This is a genomic window from Staphylococcus cohnii subsp. cohnii, assembly GCF_002902365.1.
In the GTDB taxonomy this organism is placed as follows: domain Bacteria; phylum Bacillota; class Bacilli; order Staphylococcales; family Staphylococcaceae; genus Staphylococcus; species Staphylococcus cohnii.
The window spans coordinates 3,020-25,585 of the sequence record NZ_PPQC01000026.1; the positions used below are offsets into that span (position 1 = coordinate 3,020).

Annotated in this window: 26 protein-coding genes and 1 riboswitch; of the genes, 3 read left to right on the plus strand and 23 right to left on the minus strand. The window is 31.2% G+C overall.

The window, feature by feature from the left end; translation table 11 throughout:
- The 15 genes from CD032_RS13350 to CD032_RS05530 form a co-directional block, all read right to left on the minus strand.
- Positions 1-207: Tex-like N-terminal domain-containing protein (locus CD032_RS13350; RefSeq protein WP_258026230.1), on the minus strand; the 207-nt coding region annotated here is incomplete at its 3' end.
- Positions 208-351: 144 nt separating this feature from the next.
- Positions 352-1,122: an RNA polymerase sigma factor SigB gene (sigB, locus tag CD032_RS05465; protein ID WP_019468014.1), complete on the minus strand. Its 771-nt coding sequence runs from the start codon at positions 1,120-1,122 to the stop codon at positions 352-354.
- Positions 1,097-1,579, minus strand: a complete 483-nt coding sequence (rsbW, locus tag CD032_RS05470) for an anti-sigma B factor RsbW (protein ID WP_019468013.1) — start codon at positions 1,577-1,579, stop codon at positions 1,097-1,099. The genes sigB and rsbW overlap by 26 nt, the downstream gene beginning before the upstream one ends.
- A 1-nt stretch (position 1,580) precedes the next feature.
- Positions 1,581-1,907, minus strand: a complete 327-nt coding sequence (locus tag CD032_RS05475; RefSeq protein WP_019468012.1) for an anti-sigma factor antagonist — start codon at positions 1,905-1,907, stop codon at positions 1,581-1,583.
- Positions 1,908-1,975: 68 nt separating this feature from the next.
- Entirely contained in the window at positions 1,976-2,977 is a 1,002-nt protein-coding gene (locus CD032_RS05480) for a SpoIIE family protein phosphatase (protein ID WP_019468011.1), read from the minus strand.
- A 342-nt stretch (positions 2,978-3,319) separates the two neighbouring features.
- A complete protein-coding gene (locus CD032_RS05485) occupies positions 3,320-3,682 on the minus strand; it encodes a type II toxin-antitoxin system PemK/MazF family toxin (RefSeq protein WP_103211251.1) in 363 nt (120 codons plus the stop codon).
- Positions 3,679-3,849 carry a type II toxin-antitoxin system antitoxin MazE gene (gene mazE, locus CD032_RS05490; RefSeq protein ID WP_019468009.1) on the minus strand — a complete coding sequence of 57 codons (171 nt, stop codon included), beginning with the start codon at positions 3,847-3,849 and terminating at the stop codon, positions 3,679-3,681. Before mazE ends, CD032_RS05485 begins: the two co-directional genes overlap by 4 nt.
- An 87-nt stretch (positions 3,850-3,936) precedes the next feature.
- Entirely contained in the window at positions 3,937-5,085 is a 1,149-nt protein-coding gene (alr, locus tag CD032_RS05495) for an alanine racemase (RefSeq protein ID WP_103211252.1), read from the minus strand.
- A 105-nt stretch (positions 5,086-5,190) separates the two neighbouring features.
- Positions 5,191-5,541 carry a holo-ACP synthase gene (gene acpS / locus CD032_RS05500; protein WP_019468007.1) on the minus strand — a complete coding sequence of 117 codons (351 nt, stop codon included), beginning with the start codon at positions 5,539-5,541 and terminating at the stop codon, positions 5,191-5,193.
- Between the two features lie 35 nt (positions 5,542-5,576).
- The gene (locus CD032_RS05505) at positions 5,577-6,068 is read right to left on the minus strand and encodes a PH domain-containing protein (protein WP_019468006.1); all 492 of its coding nucleotides are present in this window, start codon (positions 6,066-6,068) and stop codon (positions 5,577-5,579) included.
- Positions 6,061-7,566: a PH domain-containing protein gene (locus CD032_RS05510; protein WP_019468005.1), complete on the minus strand. Its 1,506-nt coding sequence runs from the start codon at positions 7,564-7,566 to the stop codon at positions 6,061-6,063. The genes CD032_RS05505 and CD032_RS05510 overlap by 8 nt, the downstream gene beginning before the upstream one ends.
- Entirely contained in the window at positions 7,559-8,038 is a 480-nt protein-coding gene (locus CD032_RS05515; protein WP_019468004.1) for a PH domain-containing protein, read from the minus strand. The genes CD032_RS05510 and CD032_RS05515 overlap by 8 nt, the downstream gene beginning before the upstream one ends.
- A 223-nt stretch (positions 8,039-8,261) precedes the next feature.
- Positions 8,262-9,779, minus strand: a complete 1,518-nt coding sequence (gene cshA / locus CD032_RS05520) for a degradosome RNA helicase CshA (protein WP_019468003.1) — start codon at positions 9,777-9,779, stop codon at positions 8,262-8,264.
- Positions 9,780-10,178: 399 nt separating this feature from the next.
- Positions 10,179-11,534: a UDP-N-acetylmuramoyl-tripeptide--D-alanyl-D-alanine ligase gene (locus CD032_RS05525; RefSeq protein ID WP_019468002.1), complete on the minus strand. Its 1,356-nt coding sequence runs from the start codon at positions 11,532-11,534 to the stop codon at positions 10,179-10,181.
- Between the two features lie 12 nt (positions 11,535-11,546).
- Positions 11,547-12,617, minus strand: coding sequence for a D-alanine--D-alanine ligase (locus tag CD032_RS05530; protein WP_019468001.1), 1,071 nt, complete (start codon positions 12,615-12,617; stop codon positions 11,547-11,549).
- Positions 12,618-12,876: 259 nt separating this feature from the next.
- Between CD032_RS05530 and CD032_RS05535 the strand changes: the two genes are divergently transcribed.
- The gene (locus tag CD032_RS05535; protein WP_019468000.1) at positions 12,877-14,064 is read left to right on the plus strand and encodes an FtsW/RodA/SpoVE family cell cycle protein; all 1,188 of its coding nucleotides are present in this window, start codon (positions 12,877-12,879) and stop codon (positions 14,062-14,064) included.
- Between the two features lie 435 nt (positions 14,065-14,499).
- On the opposite strand, the gene CD032_RS05540 is transcribed toward CD032_RS05535, so the two are convergent.
- The 3 genes from CD032_RS05540 to csoR all read right to left on the minus strand — a co-directional run bounded on the left by CD032_RS05540 (position 14,500) and on the right by csoR (position 15,419).
- Positions 14,500-14,640, minus strand: coding sequence for an Lmo0850 family protein (locus CD032_RS05540; RefSeq protein WP_002482742.1), 141 nt, complete (start codon positions 14,638-14,640; stop codon positions 14,500-14,502).
- A 264-nt stretch (positions 14,641-14,904) separates the two neighbouring features.
- Positions 14,905-15,111: a putative copper chaperone CsoZ gene (gene csoZ, locus CD032_RS05545; RefSeq protein ID WP_019467999.1), complete on the minus strand. Its 207-nt coding sequence runs from the start codon at positions 15,109-15,111 to the stop codon at positions 14,905-14,907.
- 14 nt (positions 15,112-15,125) lie between these two features.
- Positions 15,126-15,419, minus strand: coding sequence for a copper-sensing transcriptional repressor CsoR (gene csoR, locus CD032_RS05550; protein WP_040030626.1), 294 nt, complete (start codon positions 15,417-15,419; stop codon positions 15,126-15,128).
- A gap of 140 nt (positions 15,420-15,559) precedes the next feature.
- Between csoR and cls the strand changes: the two genes are divergently transcribed.
- Both cls and CD032_RS05560 read left to right on the plus strand, forming a co-directional pair.
- The gene (cls, locus tag CD032_RS05555; RefSeq protein ID WP_019467997.1) at positions 15,560-17,044 is read left to right on the plus strand and encodes a cardiolipin synthase; all 1,485 of its coding nucleotides are present in this window, start codon (positions 15,560-15,562) and stop codon (positions 17,042-17,044) included.
- 236 nt (positions 17,045-17,280) lie between these two features.
- A complete protein-coding gene (locus CD032_RS05560) occupies positions 17,281-17,925 on the plus strand; it encodes an HD domain-containing protein (RefSeq protein WP_019467996.1) in 645 nt (214 codons plus the stop codon).
- Between the two features lie 255 nt (positions 17,926-18,180).
- Here CD032_RS05560 and yidC read toward each other — a convergent pair whose 3' ends face one another.
- From yidC to tenA, 5 genes are all read right to left on the minus strand, one after another.
- The gene (yidC, locus tag CD032_RS05565) at positions 18,181-19,050 is read right to left on the minus strand and encodes a membrane protein insertase YidC (protein ID WP_019467995.1); all 870 of its coding nucleotides are present in this window, start codon (positions 19,048-19,050) and stop codon (positions 18,181-18,183) included.
- 86 nt (positions 19,051-19,136) lie between these two features.
- Positions 19,137-19,775, minus strand: a complete 639-nt coding sequence (thiE, locus tag CD032_RS05570; RefSeq protein WP_019467994.1) for a thiamine phosphate synthase — start codon at positions 19,773-19,775, stop codon at positions 19,137-19,139.
- Positions 19,776-19,777: 2 nt separating this feature from the next.
- Positions 19,778-20,557 carry a hydroxyethylthiazole kinase gene (thiM, locus tag CD032_RS05575; protein WP_026034745.1) on the minus strand — a complete coding sequence of 260 codons (780 nt, stop codon included), beginning with the start codon at positions 20,555-20,557 and terminating at the stop codon, positions 19,778-19,780.
- The gene (gene thiD, locus CD032_RS05580; RefSeq protein WP_019467992.1) at positions 20,550-21,371 is read right to left on the minus strand and encodes a bifunctional hydroxymethylpyrimidine kinase/phosphomethylpyrimidine kinase; all 822 of its coding nucleotides are present in this window, start codon (positions 21,369-21,371) and stop codon (positions 20,550-20,552) included. The genes thiM and thiD overlap by 8 nt, the downstream gene beginning before the upstream one ends.
- Positions 21,364-22,053, minus strand: a complete 690-nt coding sequence (gene tenA, locus CD032_RS05585) for a thiaminase II (RefSeq protein ID WP_019467991.1) — start codon at positions 22,051-22,053, stop codon at positions 21,364-21,366. Before tenA ends, thiD begins: the two co-directional genes overlap by 8 nt.
- 80 nt (positions 22,054-22,133) lie before the next feature.
- Positions 22,134-22,231, minus strand: a riboswitch (TPP riboswitch).
- Positions 22,232-22,566: the final 335 nt, after the last annotated feature.

Consider the following 22,566-nt stretch of genomic DNA (forward strand, 5'->3'; position numbering starts at 1 on the left):
TTTTCTTTTTTGAAGATTGACCATATATTGGTATTCATCATTAATTTGCTTTATTTCTACTTCATCCAAACCGCCAGTCTGTTCTTTACGATAACGCGCAATAAATGGTACCGTATTTTTTTCTTCAAGCAAAGTTAAGACTGCATTAATTTGTTTACTTGAAAATTTATATTTTTCTTTTATAGATTGTATTAAATTACTATCCATAGTATCCTCCACTCATAAATAAAAAATTAATTACTATTACTAATATATTCTAACATATTACGTTATATTGATTCTTTTTACGAAAGTAAATGAACTATAAAAAAGCAGAATTCATTGAATGAATTCTGCTTTTTAGCATGTATTTTATTGATTTGCTGCTTCTTGCAATTTTTTTATAGCCGTTCGTTGTAAACGAGATACATGCATTTGACTTAACCCTATTCTTTCACCTGTTTCTTTTTGACTCAAACCTTCAATAAATGTGCACTGTATAATTTCTCTTTCACGTTCAGACAAAATTGGAAGTATTTTTTCTAAAATCATACGCTTTTCTGTTAAATCATAATTATCATCTTGTTGCCCCATAATATCTAATAATGTAACAGTCGAGCCATCTTTATCCGCTTCTATGGAATGATCTACACTTAAAGCATTGTAACTTTGTCCCATTTCCATAGCTTCGAGCACATCTTCTTCGTTGACTTCTAACCTATCAGCAATTTCAGCAATAGAAGGTGAACGCTCTAACTCATTTGTTAACTCATCAGTAACTTTCTTAATACGGGGCCCGATTTCTTTAATTCGTCTTGGAACGTGCACACTCCACGTTTTATCACGTAGATAACGCTTAATCTCACCAATTACAGTTGGTACTAAAAAAGCTTCAAACTTTCTATCAAAGGATAGGTCGAATCGGTTAATTGCGCCAATTAAACCAACCATACCAACCTGAACGAGATCTTCGTGATGAGATTGACCTTTTGAATATTTATATGCCAATGATTCAATCAACTTTTTATAATGTTTAACAAGTTTATCTTGTGCATTTGTATTCTCATTATTTTGATGCTCCATTATCCACTGGTTGATTTGTTCAGGTGATACGTCATTAACTGATTTCGACTCTCTCGCCATTATTTCGCACCTGCTCTTTTTTTATATACTTAATCATGCTAATGGTTACACCAGAGTTTTTATCTACTGTAACTTCATCCATTAATGATTCAATTAAAAATAAACCAAGACCTCCTTCTCTAAGGAAATCTATATTTTCATTATCTTTATATGGACCTAATTTTGCTTTAGTTTCTTCATAATCAAAACTTTCACCTTGATCAGAAATAACTATTTTAATTTTATCATCGAAAATTTCAAAACAAAGGTTAATCATACCTATATCTGTAGCATCGTTTTTATATGCATGTTTTACTGCATTTGTTACTGCTTCACTTACTGCTATTTTGGCATCTTCTATATCGTCATATGAAGCTCCAGCACGAGAAAATACACCTGATAATGTCAAACGTATTAAACTTACATACTCTGCTGATGCTGGTAAACGCATTTCTATATAATCTTGTTTAAGTTGCATGTTATTCGACCTCCGTTCCTTCATTAACATGCATCAAATCTTTTAAACCTGTGATATCAAATAGTCGACTTATTCGATCTGAAGCACCTAAAATATATAATTCTTTATCATTTTGATTTAAAGCTTTTAATGTTCCTACAAATAACCCTAAGCCAGTTGAATCCATATAACTTACATTTTCCAAATTTACATATATGTCATGCGTTCCCTCTTGTCTCATCGGCACGAGTACCTCTTCAAGTTCCGGAACAGTATAAACATCTAATTCTCCGCCAACTTTGACTTCATAATGTGTATCATGTGATATTGTTTCAATATTTAGATTCATAAATTACACTCCTAAGCATAGTCTCATTAATAACCGTTATACCCTTTTATTTTAATCATTAATCTTCTTTAATTCACTCTTTTTATAATCAATATTGTTAAATCATCTCTTTTTTCTGGATTCTGTATTTTTAAAATTGCCTCATATAAAAGTTGAACGATATCTTGTGGATGCATATGTTTATACTTTTTTATCATGTCGAGTAGGTAACTTTTATCTAAAAAGTCACCTGCTTCATTTCTAACTTCAGTGACACCATCAGTAAAAATGATGACTAAGTCATCTAAATAAACTGGTATTTCTTGCTGATTGTATCTCGTTTGTTGGCTGACACCTAAAACACGACCTCTCACTTTAATTTCTTCGAATGTTTCGGTTTCAGCTCTATAAATATACCCCGGTTCATGGCCGGCAGAACTACAATATAATAAATGATTTAACTCTTCATATAATCCATAAAACATTGTTACGAACATATTTTGATTCACATTTTTTTCTACTACGCGATTCAATCTTTTAAGCCCATCGCTTGGTAATTGTGAGTGCCCATATGAATCCATACCAAATTTGATCATACTCATAGCTAATGCAGCAGGTATACCTTTACCTATAACATCTGCTACCGCAAAGCTCATCGTACCATCTTTATGATCTATTAAATTAAAGTAATCACCGCTTACCTTTTGCGCCGCTACAGAAATTACACCGATTTGTATACTATCAAATTGAGGAATATCAGTCTTAAGCATCGTTTGTTGTAAACGAGATGCTAAGTCGATTTCTTTATCATGATATTGTAATCGATTTACAAGATCTTGATAATCTCTATAATTATAGCCAAATCCTTTTACTACTTCTTTAAGCACATTGAATGTTTTAGTAATTTGTTCATTATCTAACTCTAAGGCTTGAACATAATTTTTATGAATTTCAACGATATCTTCAGGTAGTAAGTCTTTTCTTTTCACTTCTTCAGTAAAGCCTTCACACTTTTTTAATAAATCTGTCTCATTTACTGTGTGTAGGCTTTCATCAATTAGCGCTTTATATTGATTTTTGAACTCTTTCACTCAGTATTTCCTCCTCAAAATGCAAATATAAATCGCATACATCGGTTTAACATGAATATATTCTGTTATATGTATGTGTATTAAATGATCAAACAAGCAATACAGTTTTTATTTCTAGCAAAACAAAATATTTATATATATATGATTTATGTTGATATCGAAAAAAGCTTTAGGATAACCTAAAGCTTTTCAACTTAAACATCCTATTCAAAAATATTTGATTACAAACACATGTTATGTTTTCTCTGTTCTATTTCAAATTATCTTACAATTAAGTGTTTGTTGCATGTATAAGGAATTGATGTCTATCATTCGTTATTTTATTACGCTTGCTTTTAAAAATTATGTTCTATAATTTCTAATATTATGTAAACCAAGGCTAATATCTATAGCATTATTAACTTCTTGCATTTTTTCTTCAGATAAATATGTCAACTTTTCTTTTAATCTATTTTTATCTAAAGTCCGTATTTGCTCTAACAATATAACAGAATCCTTGTCGAGTTTATACTTGCTTTTTTCTATTTCTACATGTGTAGGTATTTTAGCCTTATTAATCCTACCTGTAATTGCAGCTACAATTACGGTAGGACTATACTTGTTACCAGTATCATTTTGTATAATGACTACGGGTCTTATTCCCCCTTGTTCAGAACCCTGTACTGGTGACAAATCAGCTAAATAAACGTCTCCTCTTCTCATCATTCATTGTTATTCTTAGATATAATGTAGACTTCATTGCAATCGCAAGCTTCACATTCAAATGGAAATGCTTCGGCCGCAAGGGAGAGATTCAAGTCAGCCATTTGAGAATAGCCTTCTTTTAAAAGTTGTTCAATACTATGATTTCTGTTTTGATTAAAACTTGCCATGAATAAAGACCTCCATGTGACTAAAATAGAATATATTGAGATTTCTTGTTAGATATATAATAACAAATTTTAAATACAGTGACTATACTATTTTAGTAATTCATTGAGGATTTCTAGGTCTTGGGTACCATAATATATGCGTGGTAACCTTCTGTTCAAACGACATAAAACTTCATAGTTGATTGTATGTTGTTGATATGCCAGCGCTTCCACAGATTGTTTACTGTCTGAATGATGATCCAACAATATCACTTTATCTCCTGTTTGAATTTCTTCTGGAATTTTAATAATTATTTGATCCATGCAAACTTTTCCAATAATTTCACATTGTTTGCCATTTACATTGACAGAAAATCCAGTCATCATTCTTGGAAAACCATCTGCGTACCCAACGGGAATGATACCTATTTTTGTAGGTTCTGTTGCTGTATAAATACTGCCATAACTTACAGATTCTCCAGGTTGTAAGACTTTTGTTTGTACAATTTCACTAATCCACTGTGCGCTTGGCTTTAAATGTATTTTCACACTGTCTTTGACATATCCTGAGGGATAGTAACCATATAATGATATACCCACCCGTACTGTATTGCAGAATTGGCTATCTTTTATTAATGCACCTGCAGAATTTTGTGAATGTATATATTGTGGTTTTTCATCTTCATTGACAATTGATTCAAATAGACTTTGTTGCTGATTCATCGATTCTCCAGGTTCATCTGCACAAGCAAAATGTGTAAACACACCTTCAAATACTAAATGCTCATGATTATTGATCAACTCAATAACTTCTTTGTACTCATTTATATCTTTAATACCTAATCTTCCCATACCAGTATCTATTTTTACGTGCAACCATAAATCTTTGTCGTTATCTACTGGAATTTCTTTTAATGCTTCAACTAACCATGCTTTTGATGGAACGGTAATGGCTACACGATGTTGTATAGCTTTATTTATATTATATGTAGGTATAACTCCCAGTATTAAAATTTTGGCATCTATACCATGCATTCTTAATTCTATCGCTTCATCTAAAGTTGCTACGCCAAAAAAATCAGCCCCATGATCCATTAGATGACGCGCTATTTTCACACTGCCAAGCCCATAAGCATTTGCTTTTACGATTGGCATCACCGTTTTATTTGGATGTAATTTTTGAAAAACTTGAAAATTTGCCACAATTGCATTTAAATCTACGTTTAAATAGGTGGATCTATAATACTTATCAGTCATGAAACGAGACCTCCATTTCAAAAAATAAAATTACGCTTTGACATACATTAAGTTAAGTTTATAACAATTAAATAAAGATAGCCAAATCTTTATATTAAAATAGTTTTATTTTTCTATAATGACTTGACTCACCGCGTAGTATTCTGTGTGTGAAATACTTACATGAACTATAAAACCATCATAATTGATACATGGTTTACCAAGTTCATCATTAAAACAGTCAATTTCATTTAATGCAATCTCTTTTCCAAGTCCGGTACCAAGCGCTTTGCTAAAGGCTTCTTTACAGGTGAACCTACCCGCTAAAAATTCTATTTTACGAGCTTCACTTTTAAACTTGTGAAAACGATTTCGCTCATTTTTTGACAAAACTCGTTCTACTAATTTGTCTTGTCTGTGGTAAAGTTTTTTTATTCTATCAATTTCAATTAAATCAATGCCAATACCATATATCATTAGCTACTCCTAACTTTCTATGACAAGTATTTATATTATAAACTCTGTTGCATAGAATGATCACCTTTTTTTATTTCTTGCTTTAAAGCATTTGCTTCATTTTTGTCAATTAACTTTATTTCAGTATTTCCACCAGCTGTAGACAAGGTTAAACTCGCTAAATTATATTTTCGCATTAAGATACCTTCATGTGTATCTACATTTTGAATACGAAACAAAGGGATGTTTACTACATTAACAAACCACAAACCATTTCTAACCGTTATTTCTTGATTTTCTAGCTTATATCTAAATATTTTATATCTATAAATTGGTGCTATAATCCCACCTACAATTATAACAATTAATGCAAGCGTGATATTAATCGTCCATAACCAAAACAATACTTTAGAACTTATGAAATGTAACCATATTTTATCAATTATTGTAACAATTGATAAAATTAAAATTAATAGGATTACTGTAATTATAGAAGTAATACGCATTACTGTTTTACCAGATTTATCCATATAATTATATTCACTCATCAAAATCACCTCTCAAATACCATGACTTTAGTGTCTCTACATTAGTAACTTCACTGTATTTCAATCCTATTTCTTCGCTACCAGCAGCTTTGGCAATTATAAACTTAAAGTTCGTTAGTCTACTGCGAATTAGAAAAGGATTTTCTGACATCTGCATCCCTAATAATTTATTGTGTTTAAAGTATGTGCTTTTAAAGCCAAACATGGTTACATTCCGTACAACTAATTCATCACGCTTTAAGTTTAAGCCTGAATACTTAATAACGATAAAACTGTGAAGAATCATTAATACAATTAAGCACCCTGCTATAACAAACGACCAGACAGACCAATAATAAGTACCAATCGCAGCACCAATAAGTAATACTAATGACTCTCTCCAAAAATATCTATGAAATCCTCTCCAAGGCATGCCTAGTTTAGGTCTAGTAAATTTCATGTCTGGAATAAGCAGCTTTATAAGTTCAAATGCTTTTTTTCTCTTAATAAATGGCAAGATCATTACATTGCCACCTAGTGTAACATCATCTTTATCTAAACTACCCATGTCACTAGTAATAACGAAATGAATTGAAGTGTAGCCAAATAACTTCCTTAAAAATGATTGACGTTCTACAATTGCTTGCACTCGGTCAGTTGGTACAGTAATGCTTTTGACATTAAACAAACCATATTGAATATTTAATTGTGTCCCTTGCTGCGTAACCGTATAATTGAAATTTCTTATTATCTCAATGACAGTTCCAAAAATATAACTTGCTACAATAACCAAGACAACAATCATTAAAATAATCATAAAAGTAGCTTGAAAGATTTCAGAAAATGTAGCTGTAATTTTGTCCCAAGGTATAATGTCATTAAGTGCAAACATAATTGGTGAAAGAGTTGCAAAAGCTACACCAATTACACCACTCGTTAAAGCCATAAATAAAAGTTCTTTAAAATTCAGTTTATAGATATTAATAGCGGGCGACTGCATATTTTGCTCTTTTTCAGTATCCTGCGCTGCAAACGAACTATCAGTGTCACTGATTTCGCTGTTTTGAGTTAAGCTTTGTTGCTTTTCTTTTAAGGTTTGCTGGATAAAATCACTTTGCTTTTTTGATACAGTATCTAACTCTATACCATCACTTGGTGTTTTAATTTGAAGTATTACCCCACCAACAATTTGATTAATAATACCTTGTGATGTATCTAGCGTTTGAATTCTCCGTATATTCAACTCTTTTTTTTCTTTGCTAAAAATACCGGTAGCCAAGATAAAATGATCATTTTCAATCCAGTATCTAGTGTTATAAACCTTTAATATTTGTAATACAAACGAGATTAAAAAAATAATAGTAACAATTCCTGGATAGATATATGATTTATAATCGGTAAAATCAAAGTCACGTAAATTGAAAACTAAAAAAATGATAATTAAAATAATATTTTGTTTAATCGCTTCAATTATTCCAGTAATATAAGAAATTGGATGTAATTTTTGAGGACTATACATCGTAATCAGCTCCTCGTAAGTATTCTAAAATGTTATGTTCAAATACTTCAATTTCCTTTGTTAACATCAATGGGAAATCAAGTGAATGTCCAGCAGTCATCAAAGTTAGTTTTGATATATGTAATTGTCTTAATAATGGATTGCTTTTTCTTTTTAAAAATTGTGTACGTTCAAATTTAATAATTTCATACTTTTTAAAAAATAATCCCTTTTTTATTTCTATATAGTGGTCTTTCACACAATAAAATGTGTATTTATACTTCAACCAAGGTCTTAATAGCATATAGATAACATCAAAAATTATTATTGCAATAAATATGTAAATTAAAAAATGCCACCAATTATAATGACTCCATAAAAACACTAATGCCACCATAAATATTAAACTAACAATCAATTCAAGAACTTCAAGTATGTAATAATATCTCATTGCTTGCTTAGGGCTACGCCTAAATTGTTGGTCGTTAGTCATAATTACACTCCTTAATAAAATTTTTCAATTCATTATAACATAGCGATATGCTTGCTTCATTATAGTATTAGAACTAGATGATCATTCAAATATTTTCTAATTGGTTTTATAATTTTGCACATTTACTAATCGTTTTTATGTGTCCGTATTACTTTAATATATAAAAAAGTCACCCCAATAAATTGGAGTGACTAAACCTAAAATTCATATATGATAAAGTATTTTATTTTTTATGGTCGGCGAATGTGCGACCTTTCATTGATTTTTTGTTGTTTCTATCTGATGATCTATCATTTTTCTTTTTATTGTTGAAGCCGCCTTTATTTGGACGACGATTTCTGCTATCGAATTTGCCGCCACCACGTTTATGGTTTCCACCGCCACGTTTTGGTCCACCTTTACCTTGACGACCTTTGCCTCGAGATAATGGTTTTTCAAATGTTAATTGAACATCAACTTCATCGTTTGATTCAACCAACTCTTGTAGTAATGCTGCTACTAAATTCACATCATTATATTCTTCAAGTAATTCTGTTGCAATACGTTCTAGTCTTGGTTCGCTATCTCTTGACATCCAGTTTTGAACTTTACCTTTAATATCGTCTTCACGTGCTTTAAGCACTTCTTTACGATGAGGTGGTCTCAATGCTGTCATTTGTCGTTTATTTGCTTGTTCAATTTGACGGATATAATCCATTTCAATTGGGTTAACAAAAGTGATTGCTACACCTTTTTTACCAGCACGACCTGTACGGCCAATTCTGTGCGTATAACTTTCTGTATCTTGAGGTATATCAAAATTATAAACATGACTTACGCCAGATATATCAAGGCCTCTTGCTGCAACATCTGTAGCAACTAAGATATCCAATTGATCGTTTTTAAATTTCTTCAATACTTCTAAACGTTTAGCTTGTGTGATATCACCATGTAAACCTTCAGCTTTATAACCTTTTGAAATTAATGCACTTGTTAATTCGTCAACACGACGCTTAGTACGGCCAAAAACAATTGCTAACTCAGGTTGATGTACATCTAAGAAATTTGTAAATGTATCAAATTTTTCTAATTCTTTGACAATTGTGTAATATTCATCTATTTGAGGATCTGACATCTCATTATTCATAGTTTTAACAATTTCTGGTGATTTCATAAATTGTTGCACTAATGTTTGAATAGCTTTTGGCATGGTAGCTGAAAACAGCATTGTTTGACGTTGTGCTGCTGGTATTTTATCCATAATAAATTTCATATCATCAATAAAGCCCATATTCATCATTTCATCTGCTTCATCTAATATTAATGTATGAATATCGTTTGTTTTTAACGTACGACGATTTAAATGATCGATAACACGTCCAGGTGTACCTACAACAATTTGTGGGCCCTTTTTAAGTGATTTAATTTGACGATCTATTGGCATACCACCAAATACAGTTACTATTTGTACATTTTGACCTGTCGCAAACGTTCTAAGTGATTCAGCAACTTGCATCGCCAATTCTCTTGTTGGTGCTAATATTAATGATTGAACTCCGTCTTGTCCTGCCACTTTCTCAATAAGTGGAATACCAAAAGCGCCTGTTTTTCCTGTACCTGTTTGCGCTTGACCAAGAACATCCTTACCTTCTAAGGCAAGAGGGATACTCTCTTTTTGTATAGGAGTGGCCTCATCGAACCCCATTGATACTAGGGTTTCTACCGTTTTATCTGAGATCCCTAATTCTTTAAAATTTTGCAATATAATTCTCCTTTATTTATCTGTATTTCTCTACATATATGTTCATCTAAGTTTCTTCAACTTCTTTATAGTACCACCTCAAGTCTATAATCGCAATAAACCAAATTTATAATAATCGTCTAAATTTCCTCATTTATAATCACATTATGTTAAGAAAATACTGTGATATATAGGTTGTAAGCGTTTAATTTTATTTTTCGGTATTTATTTTTTCTTTCGAAAAAAAATTTGTAGATTTATTTATCTTGATAATTATTAGTAATATTCAAATATTTAGTAACTTAAATATACTGATTCAAGTTACTAAATATTGCTACATACTATTCTTTAAAACAAACAAAAAATAAAACACCACTATTTTCATTATTAAAAGTGATGAAAAATGTGGTGTCTATAATTTTAAATTAGGGATTCTACAACTTCTTCTAATTGCATCCCTCTTGAACCTTTTATTAATATTTTATCTTGTGGTTCAATATTTGTTTTTAATGACTTAATCAATGCTGTTTTATCTGTATAGTGTTCCGCAGATTTTACAAATGCTTTGCCTGTATGATGAATGTGGCCCGCTTCTTTTCCATAAGTATATAACGCATCGATTTGTTTATTAACTAAATAATCTCCAACCGCTTCATGCATTATTTGACTGTCAGGACCCAATTCTAAGACATCACCCAATACAAGTATTTTTCTGCCTTCCATACTACTGAGTGTGTCAATTGCAGCTTTCATACTAGTTGGACTAGCATTATATGCATCGTTAATAACAAGTATACCTGAATCAGTATGATGTTGCTCCATTCTCATACCTGTGAGTTGAACATCTTGAATATTTTGATATATCGTGTCGTAACTCAGATTCAATCTTTTACCAACGGCAATAGCTATAGTCGCATTTTTCATATTATGTTCACCTAAGATAGGTAATTCATAATTTTCAGCTCCATTAATATTAAAAACAATACCTGTATCATCTATATTGTCAATTTGACAGACCAAATCATTACTTTCCTTTTTACCTATACTGATTAAATCTAAATCCACTAATTTATCAACATGTGGCTTTAACAATGGTTCATCACCATCATAAATAAATAAGCCATGAGGTTTAAGTCCAATTGTAATTTCGGATTTAGCTTTCGCTATACCTTCACGCGATCCTAAATCTTGCATATGTGATTCACCAATATTAGTAATGATTGCAATATCTGGATTTGCTAATTGTGATAATGCTTCAATTTCATGAAAACCTGACATTCCCATTTCTAAAATAGAAATTTCTGTATCTTGATCTAATTGCAAAATGGTTAATGGCATACCGATTTCATTGTTATAATTTCCTTGCGTTTTTTTTACTTTGAATTGAGGCTTCAATACACTTTCAATCATGTCTTTAGTCGTTGTTTTACCGTTAGACCCAGTAACAGCAATCACATGCGGATTAACAAACGCCAAATATGCTTTGGCTAATTGCTGCAATGCTTCCAATGTATCATCCACCCAAATAATTGGACCAGAAATTTGAGGATCTAAAACACTGTCTTTCTGATAAAATGCTGCACCAGCACCATCTTTCAATGCTTGATTCACAAATTTATGTCCATCGACATGTTCTCCTTTAAATGGAATAAATAAATTTTGTTCATCAATTTTTCTTGAGTCTATAGAAACACCTTTAATTGTGTAATCTAAATAATCATTATTAATCTCACAAGGAATCCAATCTTGGATTTGTTCTAAAGTTACTTCAATCATGATTTAACCGCCTCAGTCAATTTTGTATTTATTTTTCTTTTTATCTTCGTGTTTTTCTTTTGCTAATTCAATTAATTTACTTATGAGTTCTGCATAGCTGACACCCATATTTTCCCATAAGCTTGGATACATACTATAAGCAGTGAAACCAGGCATTGCATTTGTTTCATTAATAAAAATTTGATTATCTTCAGTTACAAAGAAATCTGCACGCAGTAATCCTGAACAATCTGTTGCTTTAAAAGCTTCTACAGCCATATTTCTTAAAGTCATTTTCACTTCATCATTTAAATCAGCCGGAATATCTAATTTGATTTTCCCATCTTTATATTTGGCTTTATAATCATAAAAGGCAACATCTTTAACTACCTCGCCAGGCCATGTCGTTTCAGGATAATCATTACCTAATACAGCCACTTCAATTTCTCTAGCATCGATACCTTGCTCAATCACTAATTTACGATCGAATTGAAATGCTTCTTCTATACCTTTTTTTAATTCTTCCTCATCGTTACACTTACTAATACCTACGCTTGAGCCTAAATTCGCAGGTTTCACAAATACAGGATATTCTAACTTATCGTGTACCAATTTAAGAATATTATTTTCGTATTTTTGATATTCGCTTCTTAAGAAACTTACATAAGGTAATTGAGGTAACCCTCTATGTGCAAATAGTTGTTTCATTACAAGTTTATCCATTGAACTTGAGGCTGCTAACACACCATTACCAACATATGGTATATCTAATACTTCAAATAAACCTTGAATTGTCCCATCTTCACCATTCGGTCCATGTAATAATGGGAAAACTGCACTATATGCTGTGCCTAGACTTCCTTCATTCAATAATTTGGAGATTTCTCCAGCAGGAACTTCTGCTAATCGTAACGTATCTATGTCATCTATAGGATCTACGATATTTTCTTTCTTTTTCCAATCACCATCGTTTGTTATGTAAATAATGTCCACTTGATATTTTTCTTTATCAATCGCATTTAAGACATTTTGTGCCGTTAATATTGAAACATCGTGTTCAGCACTTTTACCTCCATATACGATACAAACATTTTCTTTAGCCATATTTTAGCCTCCATATAGAATTCTTAAACTACATCATATCACGATTTATTAGCATTTTGCATTTGTTATGTAGTAGTAAAATTATTGTTTTTTATTAGTATATTGAAGTTTTTTAAGTATTTAAAGTGAAAACTTTAAATACTTAAAAAATAATTATTTAAGTTTTACATACCCTACTTCTAGCAAAATCGTATAAAGTTCGGTAAAATCTATATATACTACATATAATTGAAATAATAGTTTTCCAAAGGAGTAAGAAATGAATACTTCACGTCAATCAAAAAATAATCATTGGATCCGAAAAATAGACTGGATTTTAGTTGGCTTCATCGCGTTATTCGCTATCATTAGTATTACATTAATTAGTTCTGCAATGGGTGGAGGCCAATATAGCGCTAACTTTAGTATACGTCAGATATTATATTATGTTTTTGGGGCGATCATCGCATTGTTGATAATGTTAATTTCACCTAAAAAACTGATGAAATATACATATTTACTTTATATTATACTTTGTTTCTCATTATTATTATTACTGATTATTCCAGAAACTCCCATCACACCGATTATTAACGGAGCAAAAAGCTGGTATACATTTGGTCCAATCAGTGTCCAACCATCTGAATTTATGAAAATAGTTATGATTTTAGCATTAGCTAAAATTGTAACAAAACATAATCAATTTACTTTTAACAAATCTTTAGAAACTGATTTTAAATTATTCTTTAAAATTATCGGTATAGCCTTTATACCAATGGTACTTATATTATTGCAAAATGATTTAGGTACAACCCTAGTTATTTTTGCGATTATTATTGGGGTTATGATAATCAGTGGAATAACGTGGAAAATACTAGCCCCTTTATTAATAGGAGCAGTCGTTATCGCGTCGACAGTAATATTATCAGTGATTTATAAACCTTCTATTTTAGAAAATAGTTTCGGCATTCAACCTTATCAATTAAGTCGTATCAATTCGTGGCTCGATCCTTATACTTATAGTAGTGGGGATGGATTTCATTTAACTGAGTCACTTAAAGCGATTGGATCTGGTCAATTATTTGGAAAAGGATTCAATCAAGGTGAAGTTTATATTCCAGAAAATCACACTGATTTTATTTTCTCGGTTATCGGGGAAGAATTTGGTTTTATTGGTTCTGTCATTTTGATATTGATTTTTCTAGCGTTTATTTTTCATCTAGTACGACTTGCCACTAAAATAGAATTACCATTTAGTAAAATTTTCATCATTGGATTTACGACGATGATACTATTCCATATCTTAGAAAATATTGGTATGACTGTTCAACTATTACCAATTACTGGTATACCATTACCATTTATTAGTTATGGCGGTAGCTCATTATGGAGTTTAATGTGTGGCATAGGTGTTATATTATCAATTTATTACCACCAATCTAGACAATATACAACACAAAACAAATAAATATCGTCTCAAACTGTCGACAAAGTCTCTGACTTTGTTGGCAGTTTTTTTGTGCACGCTTTCCGCGGGCACTGCCTTAACCTGTAGTCTTCGGCTAGTGCTATTCCCGCAAGAGTCAGCCCAAATCACTGCCAATATTATACGAAAAATATTTTAATGTATAAATTAAGCAGTGGTGATGTTTATTTTGTTGAATAAATCAATTGATAAATGCGAAATCAATATGTTTCCAACGCTTTTATGTATGAATGTAAATGAGCCATTCAATCACACGCATTAAATGAGCTATGAGGCAATCTAATTTATTTAAAATGATTGCTTCTGTCCAATCAGTCAAGACTGACTGTCAATATAACGATAAGAGGCTGAGACAATAAAATTGTCTCAGCCTCTTAATTTTTGCATATATGCTTTATTCTTAGTATGGGTAACTCACTATTTCAATTCGTTAGCGGCTTTCACAGTCGTTGGTAAAGTATGCATGACTTCTAATCTTGATTTAGTTTTCTTTATGTTTACCCCTAATGATGATAATAGTTTAACTACATTTTGAATCTTTTCGTTATCTTTACTCATATCATCACTCCTAACTTCTAGCTTCTAGCTTCTATTCTATTTTACCCTATTTATTTACAAATTACTACATGTTATTGAAATTTCCTTTATTTTTATAAAAAAATTTTTGTTTTATTACGTAGTTTTAAAATTTTCACTTAATAATTATTTTAACTATTAAAATCCAAAAGTAGAATATAACTCAGTGTAAGTTTATTGATAATTTCATATCAATCTTTTATGAAATGATTTGAGTAAGATAACATTTCTATGGCATAGGCTAACTTAATATAAAATATCAAATCCTAAATCATATAAGTCTTTTTCTAAATTGTTTAAACTTGCTGGTGTTTCAAATTCTATAAACACTTGAGCTTTTTCAATATCAACTGAAACATGGTTCACACCGATGATTTGTGATAATTTATTTTCTATTTGAAGCTTATCTTGTTTATGATTTATTTTACTTAAATATATAATTTGTGATTCCATTAACGTCACCTGATCTAATCTTTCATTAACTTTTGAAAAGTTACTAATAACTCATCCATCGCTTCTTGTTGCTCACCTTGATTAACTTTATCCATGATACAACTTTTCATATGATGATCCAGCAGTTTCGTAGCAACACTGTTAAGTGCTGATCTTGTCGCTCTTATTTGTGTAAGTACATCATCACAATATACATCTTCATCTATCATACGATTGATTGCTCTCACTTGACCTTCAATACGATTTAAACGGGATTTTAAATTTGATTTAATTTGTTCAGAATGATGCGCTTTTTGCAAATCGGCCATGATTCAACGCCTCCTATTTATATATATTTATAATATACCCCTACAAGGTATTAGTCAAGTGATAAAAACGTGGTACCATGTTACAATGATTAAGAATTTATCAATTGGAAATTAATTGAATAGCAACTTGGAGGTTTAATATGATAGATATTTTTGCTATAACATACAACCATACGAACGTCATCATTAATGTCATTCTGATTGGCGCATTTATATTAAACCTAATCTTTGCATTTACAATTATCTTTATGGAGCGACGATCTGCAGGTTCTGTTTGGGCATGGATATTGGTTTTGGGTCTTATACCTATTTTAGGTTTTATCGTATATTTACTTTTTGGTCGCCAAATCCAACGAGAACATATCTTTAGTTTAGATGAAGAAGATAAAGTCGGCATTGAAATGATTGTAAATGAACAACTAGAAGCCTTGAAAAATGATGACTTTTCAAAAGGCAATCATCAAATCGTGAAATTTAAAGATATGGTACAAATGTTATTGTATAATAATGCGGCATTCTTAACTACCGATAATGATATAACCATTTTTGTAGATGGAAAAGAAAAGTTTGATTCACTCATTGAAGATATATATAATGCCAAAGATTATATACATATTCAATACTATATTTTCCGTAATGATCAATTAGGAAAACGCATATTGACAGCATTAGAACATAAGCTTAATGAAGGTGTCGAAGTGAAAATGCTTTATGATGATATGGGCTCTAGAGGTTTGTCAATTAAAGACTTTAAAGCTTTTAGAAAAAAAGGTGGACTCGTAGAAGCATTCTTTCCTTCTAAATTACCATTAATTAATTTGAGAATGAACAACCGTAATCACAGAAAAATTGTTGTTATCGATGGACATATCGGTTATGTAGGTGGTTTTAATGTCGGTGACGAATATTTAGGACTTAAGAAAAAGTTTGGCTATTGGAGAGATACACATCTCCGAATTGTTGGAGATGCTGTTAACGCTTTACAACTACGCTTTATGCTAGACTGGAACTCACATTCAACACGTGATAATTTAAAATATGAAGAACGCTATTTTCCAGATGTAGATTCAGGTGGTACAACGGGTGTACAAATTGCTTCAAGTGGTCCTGATGAAACGTGGGAACAGATAAAATACGGTTATTTAAAAATGATTGCTTCTGCAAAGCACTCCATTTATATACAATCACCTTATTTTATACCTGACCAAGCATTTCTAGACGCTGTTAAAATTGCGTCATTAGGTGGTGTGAATGTTAATATCATGATACCTAATAAACCAGACCATCCTTTTGTTTATTGGGCAACATACAATAATGTTGCTTCTTTATTAGATGCTGGTGTGAATATCTTCCACTACAATAATGGTTTCTTACATTCTAAAACACTCGTGATTGACGATGAAGTTGCAAGCGTTGGTACAACAAATATGGATCATCGTAGCTTCACATTAAACTTTGAGATAAATGCATTTATCTATGATACACATATTGCTAAAGCTTTAAGAGTGGCTTTTGAAAAAGATTTAAACGTTTCTTATAGACTAACGAAAGCATTATATGAACAGAGAAGTTTATGGGTCAAATTTAAAGAAGGCATTTCAAGGTTATTATCTCCTATTTTATAGAATAATTAGTAGTCCGAGGCTTATCATATGTCTCGGACATTTTTTATCTTAGTAATTGCTCGCGGCTAAAATAAAATGTGTTTCTTTACATATGAATTTTTAGAGTATATACATACTTTTGGGTCATTCTTATATAGCTATACAGCGTTTTATCTTAAAAATATTGATTTTTTCTCACTATTTTAACCTCAAATTTTATTTATTAATTTAATTTTCTCAAAATGGAGGCACTTTTTATGACGGATAATGACTTAATCTCTAAAGCACAAGACTATATGACATCTTTTCACTGTGATGATACAACTGGACATGATGTTGCACATGTAAAACGTGTTACAAGATTGGCAAAATATATTGCTATGAATGAACAACAAGGTCATTTACTCACCATTCAATTAGCAAGTATTTTACATGACACCATAGATGAAAAACTTACTCATACCAAAGAAGCAAAAATAAAATTAGTACAATTTCTTAATCATTTGGAACTTGATAATACGGTACAACAAAATATATTACATATCATTGAACATATAAGTTATAAAAATGGTAAGAATGATCATATTCAATTGTCAATTGAAGGACAAATAGTTCGTGATGCAGATCGTTTAGACGCTATTGGTGCAATTGGTATAGCACGCACGTTTCAATTTGCAGGTTATTTCGGCGAACCCATGTGGGTTGAACATCCATCTTATAACATAGACGAATCTAATCAACCATATTTTGAATGGGAGCCTTCTGCAATTAAACACTTTTATGAAAAATTATTTAAACTTAAATCTCTTATGCATACTAAAACTGCAAAAAATTTGGCACAGCAACGCCATGAATATATGAAAAGTTATATAGATACCTTTTTTAAAGAATGGTATTTTTAAAATCTTAATTATGGTACTTAATCACAAGCCGTATTCTTTGGTAGTAAAATAGAAAAACTGCTTAATGATTGTATCCAAGTGATGTGGCTGCCACAAAACCAAACACAAAAATGAAAAAGGCAATTTCTATATTATTTCAATAGAAATTGCCTTTTTTCACTTGTCCAAGGACTTTATGTCCCTGACGCTTCATATGCTTTATACCTGCTATTTATTATGTACCAGGTTTGTCATTTTAATTAATGATATGACGCACTATTTCTTTTTAGATTTCTTAGATGCTACTTGTGTATTCTTGCCTTTGCTAGCTTTATCAGAATTATTCTTCTTCATTGCTTCAATCATTGGAGCAACTTCTTTTTTAGCAAGGTTAGAATAATACATGTTAGCAACTTGAGTTTGTACAATCAAGAATGCCGCACTGACTGACCAATAAAGACCTAATGCAGACGCAGAACTTAAAGAAATCCAAACAATCATAATTGGAGAAATAATCATCATCATATATCCCATTTGACGTTGTTCATTTGGCATACTCTTACTTGATACAAATGCTTGTAAGAAGTATAAAATACCAGCGATAACTGTAATCCAAATATCAGGTTGTGACAAATTGAACCATAAGAAATTTGGATGTTCAGTAAATCCACCACTTGAAGGATATTTTAATACGAAGAATAAGCCCATAATGATTGGCATTTGAATTAAGATTGGTAAACAACCTAACATACTCTTCATTGGATTCATATCGTATTTTTTATATACTTCCATCATTTCTTGGTTTGCAGCCATTTTTTCTTCTTGCGTTCTTGAACGCTTAACTTTTTCTTGAACTGCATCGATATCTGGTTTTGCAACCTTCATCTTTTCTCGCATCATATGACTATTTTTATAGTTTGATAACATGAAAGGCAATAATACAACACGTATTGCCAATACAAGTACTACTATTGCTAAACCATAATCATTGTTAAAACTTGTTCCCAACCAATGAATTAATTTGTCCATTGGTTCTACAAACGTATTAAAGAAAAATCCATCTCTATTTTCAGGTTTAGAATAGTCACAGCCTGCTAATAAGACCATTACACCTAATAATAAAGGTAGTAGCGCTTTCTTTTTCATTTTTCCACCTCTAATGATATATTCACATAAAATTTATTTTATCATACTCAAAGGAAAGTAGAAAACAAAAAAAGAAATTTTCCGCATTATTCAACAGTTTGTAAAAATTGTTGTACAGTTTCTGAGATATTTGAACTTTTAGCGATAGCTGAAATGATTGATAATCCATCTGCACCATGATTCATAATTGTTTCAGCATTTTTTGTATGAATACCTCCAATAGCAACGATTGGAAAATCTTGAACTTTAGTTCTTAATGTTTGAATCATTTCTGGCCCTACTGGAGCTTTAGCATCTGATTTTGATCCAGTATGATACATTGGCCCAACACCGATATAATCAACATTGGATAAGTCCGATACTTGATATTCTTCTAAATCACTCACACTAAGTCCTATTATTTTATCGGTAAATGCACTAGCGAATATATCTACATTTGCGTCATTTTGTCCTACATGTATTCCATCTGCATCTATCGCATTTGCTAAGTCTACATCATCATTAACAATAAAAGGAACACTGTAACTCTTACATAAAGAGAATAATTTTTGTGCAAGCTCTATTTTGGCATTTCCAGTTAATGAGCCTTCTCCTTTTTCTCGAAATTGAAACATTGTAATCCCTGATTCTAAGGCATCAGTTACAACATCTATGATTGATTTGTCCTTTGGTATATCTTGCGTTCCACAAATAAAATATAGCTTTAAATACTCCTTATTAAACATAGTTACACCTCTTGCTTATTATGATATTGTACATATGTTTCAAAAGTAATGTTATATAATGCATTTAATAACTCTACTTTAAAAGTACCAGGTCCTGCTGAAATTTGTTCGGCTTGTTCAGCAGCGATATTATATAGAGAGACCGCTTCTATTAATGCATTTATGGATGGATCTTCCGATTCAACAAAACTTGCAACTATAGCTCCTAATAAGCAACCAGCACCAGTTATTTTTGCCAATAAAGAAGATCCGTTAGATAGTTTAAATATGCGTTCATTTTGAGCAATGATATCCTCTTTGCCTGTGATGACAATCGCTGTATTAAAATGTTCAAATGCTTCTTTTGCAATTGATACTGAATCTAAACTATTGTCACTGTCAGTTCCTTTCATTTTTGTATCACTGTTAATTAACGTTAAAATTTCAGAAGCATTTCCTTTAATAACAGTAACTTTTATTTCATTCAGGAACTTTTTGCAAAAATCCTTGCGATATTGTGAAGCACCTACAGCAACTGGATCAAATATAATCGGTTTGCCAAGTTGGTTCGCTGTTTTTGCGATTTTTAAAATATCTTGTTCTCTTTCTTTTGTTAACGTACCGATATTTATTAACAATGCTTTTGCAGCTGTCAGCATATCATATGCTTCTTCAGGCGCCTCACTCATTGCTGGACTCGCACCAAGACTTAACAAACCATTCGCAGTAAAATTTTTCACTACATCATTCGTATAACATATTACAAGCGGTTGAGCCGCCCTTAATTTTTCCAAATTATTCATCATCTAAACCAACTTCCTTCATATATGCAAAATGGTTTACTGGTCCTCTACCAAAACCAATTTCAGGTGTATGTTTAATACTAAGAGAAATAAATTTTTTTGCTTTTTGAACTGCATCAAACATAGATTTACCTTTTGCTAACTCTGCAGTAATAACGGCTGAAAAAGTACATCCCGTACCATGTGTATGTTTTGTATCGTATCTTGGCTCTTCAAAAGTATACACATCATCTTGTGTAAATAAATAATCTATAGATTTATTTTCATCATTTGAATGTCCACCTTTTATAACTACACCTTTACTACCAATTTCATTGATAAATATATTGCCAGCTTGATAAATCGATTGTTGATCATTAATAGTAATGCCTGTAATTTCCTCAGCTTCTGGTAAATTAGGTGTCGCTATTGTAGCATAAGGCAATAAAATATTTTGTAAGTTAGCTTTGGCATCGTCATCCATTAGTGAATCACCACTTTTCGCTAACATAACCGGATCAATGACATAAGGAATATCATCATATTTTTTTAAATATGTTTGAATAATCTCCATCATTTCCTTTGATGCAATCATACCAGTTTTCAAAGCATGTGGCAGTTCATCGGAAAATATACTTTCCATTTGCTCTTCTAACCATGTTGAATCTAGATTATGAATGTGCTGTACACCTTTGGTATTTTGGGCCACAATACTAGTTATTGCGGCCATACCATATACGCCACATGCATGAAATGATTTCAAATCTGCCATGACACCTGCGCCACCTGTAGGGTCTGTTCCTGCAATCGTTAATGCTATTTTAGGTTTATTCATTCGTTTGACCTCCATATAACCAATTTTCTTGTATATATGCCATATTAAAGAAATTTCGTTCATGTATCGTACTTTGTAAGAAACAAGCCTTTATTGCCTCTTCCTCTTCAACAGAAACATTTTGAGTTAACCGATCCATTAAACCATCGAAGATATTTACCAATTCATCCATTTCTGTACTATAAAATTCAAACCATTTTGATAAAATTGAGTCTTTATTTAATGCATTATCTTTCAATGCTTTTTTAGCAATCACCTGATACACATACGGACATGGCGCCATTGCTGCAATTGTATAAGCTGCATTTTCTTTTGAATAAGCATTGAAGTACATATGTTTGATATAATGATCTCCACTTGGTGGCCAAACTTTTTCTTGGACGATTTCATCATAGTTTTCTTGTACGTATGCTGCTAATATTTCATGTGCTTCTACTTCACCATCAACTATAAATTGAATTTGTTCTACTAAAAATTGGACTTCTTCCAATCTATTCATTTTTGGTATTAGCAATGCATATATATTTGCAAATTCTTTTAAATACGAAGCATCTGCTCTTAAATAAAATTTCAAAGCTTCGTTAGAAATCGTACCGTTTAACATTTCTTGAATAAATGAATCATTGTAAATATCCTCAATAATTGGTTTTGAAGCTTCTTTTAATTCCTGTGAAAATAACAAATTTAGCCCTCCTAATTAAAAAAACTACACCCCCATAGGAATGTAGTTTATTAATAAATATATTAGAGCAATTTCCCAAATATTAATGAACGCTACTTTCCTACGTTGGTCTTAACCAAATCAGGTTATAAGGGTCTGAATTTCTCATCTCAGCCATTAGGCTCCCCTAGTAGTTTTTATGATGTATTTATATAAAACATATCAAAGTATACCACCTATTGCAATAAAATGGTCTATATCAACTGAAACCAATTAATAAAAGAGTATTCATGATAAGTATTCACTCCAAATAGTTATACAAAAATATAATTATATTAGCATTTATATACCTCCGATATTTGTGATAGAAAAAATGAGTTAGGCTCTAAGTTTACCTAAACTATTTTCTATAAAATAAAAAAGCTAAGACAATAAATTGTCTTAGCTTTGTATAATAATATAATTTAGTATATTAATGTTATATTATGCAGTAACCCATTGTGAAGCGCCAACTTCGTTATAAAGTTTTACAGC

Coding starts and splice junctions, on each gene's coding strand:
- sigB (WP_019468014.1), bottom strand. CDS start 1,122: ATGGCGAGAGAGTCGAAATCAGTTAATGACGTATCACCTGAACAAATC.
- rsbW (WP_019468013.1), bottom strand. CDS start 1,579: ATGCAACTTAAACAAGATTATATAGAAATGCGTTTACCAGCATCAGCA.
- CD032_RS05475 (WP_019468012.1), bottom strand. CDS start 1,907: ATGAATCTAAATATTGAAACAATATCACATGATACACATTATGAAGTC.
- CD032_RS05485 (WP_103211251.1), bottom strand. CDS start 3,682: ATGATGAGAAGAGGAGACGTTTATTTAGCTGATTTGTCACCAGTACAG.
- mazE (WP_019468009.1), bottom strand. CDS start 3,849: ATGGCAAGTTTTAATCAAAACAGAAATCATAGTATTGAACAACTTTTA.
- alr (WP_103211252.1), bottom strand. CDS start 5,085: ATGACTGATAAGTATTATAGATCCACCTATTTAAACGTAGATTTAAAT.
- acpS (WP_019468007.1), bottom strand. CDS start 5,541: ATGATATATGGTATTGGCATTGATTTAATTGAAATTGATAGAATAAAA.
- CD032_RS05505 (WP_019468006.1), bottom strand. CDS start 6,068: ATGAGTGAATATAATTATATGGATAAATCTGGTAAAACAGTAATGCGT.
- CD032_RS05510 (WP_019468005.1), bottom strand. CDS start 7,566: ATGTATAGTCCTCAAAAATTACATCCAATTTCTTATATTACTGGAATA.
- CD032_RS05515 (WP_019468004.1), bottom strand. CDS start 8,038: ATGACTAACGACCAACAATTTAGGCGTAGCCCTAAGCAAGCAATGAGA.
- CD032_RS05525 (WP_019468002.1), bottom strand. CDS start 11,534: ATGATTGAAGTAACTTTAGAACAAATCCAAGATTGGATTCCTTGTGAG.
- CD032_RS05530 (WP_019468001.1), bottom strand. CDS start 12,617: ATGGCTAAAGAAAATGTTTGTATCGTATATGGAGGTAAAAGTGCTGAA.
- CD032_RS05535 (WP_019468000.1), top strand. CDS start 12,877: ATGAATACTTCACGTCAATCAAAAAATAATCATTGGATCCGAAAAATA.
- CD032_RS05540 (WP_002482742.1), bottom strand. CDS start 14,640: ATGAGTAAAGATAACGAAAAGATTCAAAATGTAGTTAAACTATTATCA.
- csoZ (WP_019467999.1), bottom strand. CDS start 15,111: ATGGAATCACAAATTATATATTTAAGTAAAATAAATCATAAACAAGAT.
- csoR (WP_040030626.1), bottom strand. CDS start 15,419: ATGGCCGATTTGCAAAAAGCGCATCATTCTGAACAAATTAAATCAAAT.
- cls (WP_019467997.1), top strand. CDS start 15,560: ATGATAGATATTTTTGCTATAACATACAACCATACGAACGTCATCATT.
- CD032_RS05560 (WP_019467996.1), top strand. CDS start 17,281: ATGACGGATAATGACTTAATCTCTAAAGCACAAGACTATATGACATCT.
- yidC (WP_019467995.1), bottom strand. CDS start 19,050: ATGAAAAAGAAAGCGCTACTACCTTTATTATTAGGTGTAATGGTCTTA.
- thiE (WP_019467994.1), bottom strand. CDS start 19,775: ATGTTTAATAAGGAGTATTTAAAGCTATATTTTATTTGTGGAACGCAA.
- thiM (WP_026034745.1), bottom strand. CDS start 20,557: ATGAATAATTTGGAAAAATTAAGGGCGGCTCAACCGCTTGTAATATGT.
- thiD (WP_019467992.1), bottom strand. CDS start 21,371: ATGAATAAACCTAAAATAGCATTAACGATTGCAGGAACAGACCCTACA.